Origin of the sequence: Acidovorax sp. (assembly GCF_016783915.1) — a bacterium.
Taxonomy (GTDB): Bacteria; Pseudomonadota; Gammaproteobacteria; order Burkholderiales; family Burkholderiaceae_C; genus Acidovorax.
The window spans coordinates 1-6,532 of the sequence record NZ_JADHVT010000206.1; the positions used below are offsets into that span (position 1 = coordinate 1).

The window sequence follows — 6,532 nt, forward strand, 5'->3', positions numbered from 1 at the left end:
GGCAAGGCCTTTCAGCGCTCGCTCGACGCTATCGAGGCATCCGCTCGCAAGGTCGTCCATTGCTGTTCTTGGACTTGGATGATGTCCTTTGCTTAAATGACCCATACGGCGGAAACCACCTTCGTCTTCCAACGTCTGAGCAGCCGACAGATCTATGGGATCGTATATGGCATCCACCATCAATGCAGGTGTTGCGAACAGTTTTTGAAGAATTCGCGCCGCATCTGATCATGACCACCAGTTGGCTTCGGTTCATGGAGCGGGATGGATTTGTTTCACTATTCAAGCGAACAGGACTTCCCGTATTGGGGCAATCGTTTCATCATGCGTGGGAGGCTCCCCAGGGTTATGGAACAACGAGGCTTGAGGCGATAGACGCGTGGCTGGCGGTTCACTATGAGGGGCAGCCGTTGGTGATTTTGGATGACGTTCAAAGTGGATCTGGATTGCGCGGCTCTCGGCTAGAAAAAGCGGGGTGCGTCGTCCTTTGTGATTCGGGAGTGGGCTTGAGTGGCGAGCATCTGCGTTGCATTCGGAGTGCGCTGGGTCAGACTGTCCGCGCGCCATAGTAGCCGGTTCTAAGCAGAGCAGCATAGAACCGTCGCGTTTGCCTGACTCAGAGGTATTTGGTAATTTCCTTGAATTCGCGCACGGCTGTTTCTGCTGTTGCGGCATCGCGCACCGAACTATCCAGACAATGGTCGATATGGTTGTGCACCAAAGTCTTCTTGGCGTTGACGATGGCTTTTTCGACGGCCTGAAGCTGCTGGGCGATTTCAAGGCACCCACGACCATCCTCCAGCATGGTCACGATGCTTTTGAGGTGTCCTTGTGCGCGTTTGAGGCGCTTGACGACTTCGGTATGGGGTGGATGATCTTGCATTTGCCCATCCTATCCTCCAGGGGGGGATATTGCAACCGGGGCATTCCCGTGGTAAATTCGAGGTTTTTCAACAACGGAGTTTGACCTGTGGACAGTTCCAGTTGTCGATCGCTGATCGACATCGCACAGGCAAGGCATTCCGGCGCGTGACAACCGCCGCTGCCCTGCCTAAAACGGCGGGCAGTGGCTCATTGGCGACCTAATAGGGTCTCCCCACTCCCAAAAACATCAATCGGCTGGGCAGTGCCCGGCCATGCCGCGCATGCGCGACGGCAGGGGGTAGTCATGAACAAAACGCACCGCATTGCGCCCATCCGGGGGGTAGAAGGCGCACGGACAAAAGGTCGGCCATTCGCTCCACGCGGTCGGGCTTCAAGCTCCGAACCCGGCGCCTAGCGCCCAATCTTTTGCCGCACGTGAAATGACGCGGCCTGATCAATCCATTCACTTTGAATAACCAAATGAACCTTCCGTCTAGGCTGCCGCCGTCCTGATCGCATCGGGACGGCGGCGAAACAAGGAGAAAAACATGCCAATGTCCTTTGTAAAAGAACTCTTCGCGGGCTTTGTCCGCACGCGCGGCATCGGCCGCCACTTTCGTCGCCTCGTCCTGCTCGAAGGACTCGGCGGCCCGGCAGCCACCCGCGAGGTCCCGCTCTCGCTGGCTCAGGAGTTGTCGGCCGCTTCCAAAAGTGATCCGGCGGCTCTGTTGGATCGACTCGAATCACACTCCGATGGTCTGAGCGCCTCACAGGCGGAGCGGGTCCGCGAGACTGTCGGCCCCAACGTGGTCGAACAGGAACGGTCGCTGCCGTGGTGGCTGCACTTGTGGCACTGCTACAAGACCCCTTTCGACCTGCTGCTGACCCTGCTGGCGGCGGTGTCCTATGTGACCGAGGACATGAAGGCCACCATCGTGATCGGTTCGATGGTGGTGATTTCCGTGGCGATCCGTTTTTGGCAAGAGCGCAAGTCCAACATTGCCGCCGACAAACTCAAAGCGATGGTGAGCAACACCGCGACGGTCCTGCGCCGGGATGCGGCTGAGGATGCTGCCGAGGTCGCGCTTCGCTATTTCGATGTTCAGTTGCACCCCAAGCCCGCGCGTCGCGTGGAGATTCCCATCGCCGATTTGGTTCCGGGAGACATAGTCATGCTGTCGGCTGGCGACATGATTCCAGCCGATTGCCGCCTCCTTTCAGCGAAGGACTTGTTCGTCGCTCAATCGGCCATGACCGGCGAATCGCTCCCGGTTGAGAAGTTCGCAGCGCAACGCGACTTGGACGCGAGCAACCCGCTGGACTTGGAAAACATTCTCTTCATGGGCACCAATGTGGTCTCAGGTGCGGCTTCTGCAGTCGTGGTGAACACCGGCGCGCGCACGTATTTCGGCGCGCTTGCGCAACGGGTGACTGCCAGTGATCGCGCTCCCACCCAGTTTCAAGCGGGCGTCAACAAGGTCGCATGGCTTTTGATTCGCTTCATGTTCATCATGTCGCCGCTGGTGCTTTTCATCAACGGCTTCACCAAGGGCGATTGGACAGAAGCGTTTCTCTTCGCCATGTCAATTGCCGTGGGCTTGACCCCCGAGATGCTCCCCATGATCGTCACTTCGACGCTCGCCAAAGGCGCGGTGGCGCTCTCTCGTCAAAAGGTCATCGTCAAGCGCTTGGATGCCATTCAGAATTTTGGAGCGATGGATGTGCTTTGCACGGACAAGACCGGCACGCTCACCCAGGACAAGATCTTTCTGTCCCGTCACACCGACATTTGGGGAGAAGATTCGGACGATGTGCTGGAGGCGGCATATCTGAACAGCTATTACCAGACGGGTCTAAAAAATCTGCTGGATGTGGCCGTTCTGGAACACACCGATGTTCACAGGGAGCTCAACCCCGCCACGAATTTCCGAAAAGTCGATGAGATTCCTTTCGACTTCCAACGCCGACGCATGTCTGTGGTCGTCGCGGAGCACGAGGACCATCACATGCTGATCTGCAAAGGCGCTGTGGAAGAGATTCTGGCGGTGTGCGACAAGGCGCGCCATGGCGATGCCGACGAGCCGCTGACCCCTGAGTTGTTGGCCCGCGTGCGCGAGGTGACAGCCGACCTCAACGAAGATGGTTTGCGTGTGGTGGCGGTCGCAGCCAAAGAGCTGCCGCCGACGAAAGACTCTTATGGAGTGGCCGACGAGTCGGGCCTCACTCTGATTGGCTATGTCGCATTCCTCGACCCACCGAAAGAGACCACGCGGCCCGCTTTGGAGGCCTTGGCTGCCCATGGTGTGAAAGTCAAAGTGCTCACTGGCGATAACGGGCTGGTGACATCCAAGATTTGCCGGGAAGTGGGTTTGATCGATCAGACAGCGGTGTTGGGTTCTGACATCGAACACATGGATGACGCTGCTCTTGCCAAGACTGTGGAAGAGCATTCCATCTTCGCCAAACTCACTCCTACGCACAAGGAGCGGATCGTGCGCATGCTCAAAGCCAATGGGCACGTAGTCGGATTCATGGGCGACGGTATCAACGACGCGCCAGCGCTTCGCGCCGCCGACATCGGCATTTCGGTCGATTCAGCCGTGGACATTGCCAAGGAGGCGGCCGACATTATTCTTCTGGAGAAGAGCCTGATGGTGCTCGAAGAGGGTGTGATCGAAGGCCGCAAGACCTTTGCCAACATGCTCAAATACATCAAGATGACGGCCAGCTCGAATTTTGGCAACGTCTTCTCGGTGTTGGTAGCCAGCGCCTTCATACCTTTCCTGCCGATGCTGCCGATGCACTTGCTGGTGCAGAACCTGCTTTACGATTTCTCGCAAGTCGCCATCCCCTTTGACAATGTGGATGAGGAGCTTGTCACGGAACCGCAAAAGTGGAATCCCTCCGACATTGGCCGCTTCATGCTGTTCTTCGGCCCGGTCAGTTCGATATTCGACATCCTCACCTATCTGATGATGTGGTTTGTCTTTGGCGCCAATTCGGCGGAGAACCAAACCCTGTTCCAGTCGGGCTGGTTCATCGAGGGCTTGATGACCCAAACGCTGGTGGTTCACATGATTCGCACCCGCAAGATCCCGTTTTTGCAAAGCAGGCCAGGCACGCCGCTGTTGGTTGCCACCCTGATCATCATGGCCATAGGCATCTTTATTCCGATGGGGCCGTTGGCGGGCTACTTCAAGATGCAAGAGCTGCCGTGGACGTATTTCCCGCTGCTTGCGCTCATGTTGGTGGGCTACATGATTCTGACGCAGATGATGAAGACGTATTACACGCGCCGTTTTGGCTGGCAGTGAAGCGGCTGAGGAAGCAATATGCAAATTGTCGAAAACCTCAATCTGGCGTCCGCCCTCGACACATGCGTCAGCCTTGCCGCTGCCTTTGTCTTGGGCGGGATCATCGGCCTGGAGCGTCAATACCGCCAGCGGACGGCGGGACTGCGCACCAACGTTCTGGGCGCACTGGGCTCGGCTATCTTTGTGGACATGGCCAACAGGCTCGGCGGCCACGATGGCGCCGTCCATGTCGTGGCCTACGTTGTCTCGGGCATTGGCTTTCTGGGCGCGGGCGTGATCATGCGCGAGGAGGGCAATGTGCGTGGTCTCAACACGGCCGCGACCTTGTGGGGTTCGGCGGCTGTCGGGGCGTGCGCGGGTGCAGACTTGATTGTGGAGGCGATCCTGGCGACAGTGTTCGTCTTGGCCGCCAACACGCTGCTGCGCCCAGTGGTCAATCGGATCAATCGCCAGCCGATGGACACCAACGCAGTGGAAGTTACCAATACGGTCTACGTCATTGCACCGCGCACGCGTCAGAAAGAGGCAATGCAACGGCTCGAAGCCGCATTGGAAACCGCAGACTATCCAACGCGGGGTTTGGTGGTTCATGCTTTTGGCGAAGACGCCGTGGAAATAGAAGCCGTTTTGGCGGCTACAGCAATTGAAGGCGCGCAAATGGATGCGGTGATCCAGGAGTTGTCATCTTTGGACTGTGTCAGCCAAGCATTCTGGAGCCCCAGCACCACTGAATAGAGCGAACGAGGCTTGGGCGCGACGAAAACGTTGGCTCAAGTCTTCACACTTCATTGCAAGGCTTGTCCAAGAGTTTGCATAGGTTTCTCGGCGAGTGGCAGGGATTCAAGTGAGAAGTTCAAAATGATTTCCGACTTGAATCAGAAATCTCACTTGATCCAGGTGTCAACTTGCAACAATGCCAGCACGCCCATTGCCGCGAACATTGCCGCCGCAATGGAATGGACTATCTTCATCGGAATCTTGTTGGAGAAACGGTCCCCCACAAAGACCGCAGGAACGTCGGCGATCAGCATGCCAAGCGTGGTGCCAATCACCACCATCACAGGGCTTGGGAAGTGGGCCGCCATGGCCACTGTGGCGATCTGCGTCTTGTCGCCCATCTCGGCAAGAAAGAAAGTCACTAGCGTCGCTCCAAAGACTCCCAAGTGATTGGCGATTTGGGTTTCCTCCTCTTCGATCTTGTCGGGGATCATGGTCCAAATAGCCATGCCAATGAAGGAGAGGCCAACAACCCAACGCAAGGTCTCTGGAGTCAGCGTGGAGGTGATCCAGGCTCCCACCGCGCCGGCCAGACCGTGGTTGACGATGGTCGCGCAGAAGATGGCGGCGATGATGGGCAGGGGTTTCTTGAATCGGGCTGCCAGAACAAAGGCCAGCAGTTGCGTCTTGTCGCCGATTTCCGCGAGGGCAACGACGCCCATTGAAGTGAGGAGAGCTTCCATTTTTTAGGTTCCCAGGCCAGGCAAAAAACAATTGACCATAAGCCTCCCCGGCCGAACCGGAAGCCCATGGTCAAAGGTCTTGCTAAGTTGGATAACCGCTTGCACCATGATCGTGAGATCAAGTATGTTGACGCAAGCACCGTCGGCAAATGACGGCAAGCTACTCCCCAGTGACGAGGAGAATTTTACCTGAAGATGCTCAGGTCCCATAAAGCTGCATCATGGCTTGAATGCCCATGAGCGCTGCCACTAACGCCATCAAGCCGCCGGAAAAGCATGGCATCTTGCGGGCCATATCGCTGAATCTGCCATTGCGTTTGGCGATTTTGTGGGCGCCTTAGGCGGCGATCAAACCAACGCTAAACAGCGAAATCGCCAAGGCAATGCTAAAACTGGCAACCATCGCCGCACCCAGCACGAATCGCTTCAAATGAAGGTAGATCATGATGCCGATTTATGATCCCATGGGCGGTTCTTGCCCCCTCTCAGATGTGAGGAGTCGTCGCCTAGCGGCAATCTTCTGAATGGCGGATTCAAAACGGGCACGTTGGCTTCTGACGAAGGTATAAGCGAGGACGCTCACAGCAACCAGAAGAGCTGCCTCCCACCATTCAAAGGTCTCGCCAATTTCCGTAAATAGACACACGGTGATGACTGCATACCTTAGAAAGTCAAATTTGGGCCGGTTACTCCAAACGACCATTCGCGCGAGATGCATGAAGAAAACCCATGCCACAGCAGCCGCAATTCCAACTACGACAAGCATCAGTTCGTATTCGTTCATATGGGTCTATCCATACAAGAGAAAGCTACACGCCACCTGCGATGGTTCAAAGGCTTGGTTGCCCGGCAGAGCCTGTCTGCCTCGCATTGTCGCCCCCACTGAGCCCATCT

6 protein-coding genes and 1 riboswitch are annotated in these 6,532 nt (G+C 56.7%); of the genes, 3 read left to right on the forward strand and 3 right to left on the reverse strand.

Going from position 1 to position 6,532, the window contains the following annotated elements:
• The first annotated feature begins 68 nt into the window (after window positions 1–68).
• A complete protein-coding gene (locus tag ISS20_RS23705) occupies window positions 69–569 on the forward strand; it encodes an HAD domain-containing protein (RefSeq protein ID WP_366828731.1) in 501 nt (166 codons plus the stop codon).
• Between the two features lie 47 nt (window positions 570–616).
• Here ISS20_RS23705 and ISS20_RS22655 read toward each other — a convergent pair whose 3' ends face one another.
• Window positions 617–883, reverse strand: coding sequence for a metal-sensing transcriptional repressor (locus ISS20_RS22655; RefSeq protein ID WP_291439775.1), 267 nt, complete (start codon window positions 881–883; stop codon window positions 617–619).
• A gap of 529 nt (window positions 884–1,412) precedes the next feature.
• Between ISS20_RS22655 and mgtA the strand changes: the two genes are divergently transcribed.
• On the forward strand, window positions 1,413–4,178 hold the full coding sequence (mgtA, locus tag ISS20_RS22660) for a magnesium-translocating P-type ATPase (RefSeq protein WP_291439777.1): 2,766 nt from the start codon (window positions 1,413–1,415) through the stop codon (window positions 4,176–4,178).
• Between the two features lie 18 nt (window positions 4,179–4,196).
• The gene (locus ISS20_RS22665; RefSeq protein WP_291439779.1) at window positions 4,197–4,913 is read left to right on the forward strand and encodes an MgtC/SapB family protein; all 717 of its coding nucleotides are present in this window, start codon (window positions 4,197–4,199) and stop codon (window positions 4,911–4,913) included.
• Between the two features lie 149 nt (window positions 4,914–5,062).
• On the opposite strand, the gene ISS20_RS22670 is transcribed toward ISS20_RS22665, so the two are convergent.
• A complete protein-coding gene (locus tag ISS20_RS22670; RefSeq protein ID WP_291439781.1) occupies window positions 5,063–5,638 on the reverse strand; it encodes a TMEM165/GDT1 family protein in 576 nt (191 codons plus the stop codon).
• A gap of 6 nt (window positions 5,639–5,644) precedes the next feature.
• A riboswitch (yybP-ykoY riboswitch) is annotated at window positions 5,645–5,819 on the reverse strand.
• 273 nt (window positions 5,820–6,092) lie between these two features.
• Window positions 6,093–6,422 carry a hypothetical protein gene (locus ISS20_RS22675; RefSeq protein WP_291439784.1) on the reverse strand — a complete coding sequence of 110 codons (330 nt, stop codon included), beginning with the start codon at window positions 6,420–6,422 and terminating at the stop codon, window positions 6,093–6,095.
• Window positions 6,423–6,532: the final 110 nt, after the last annotated feature.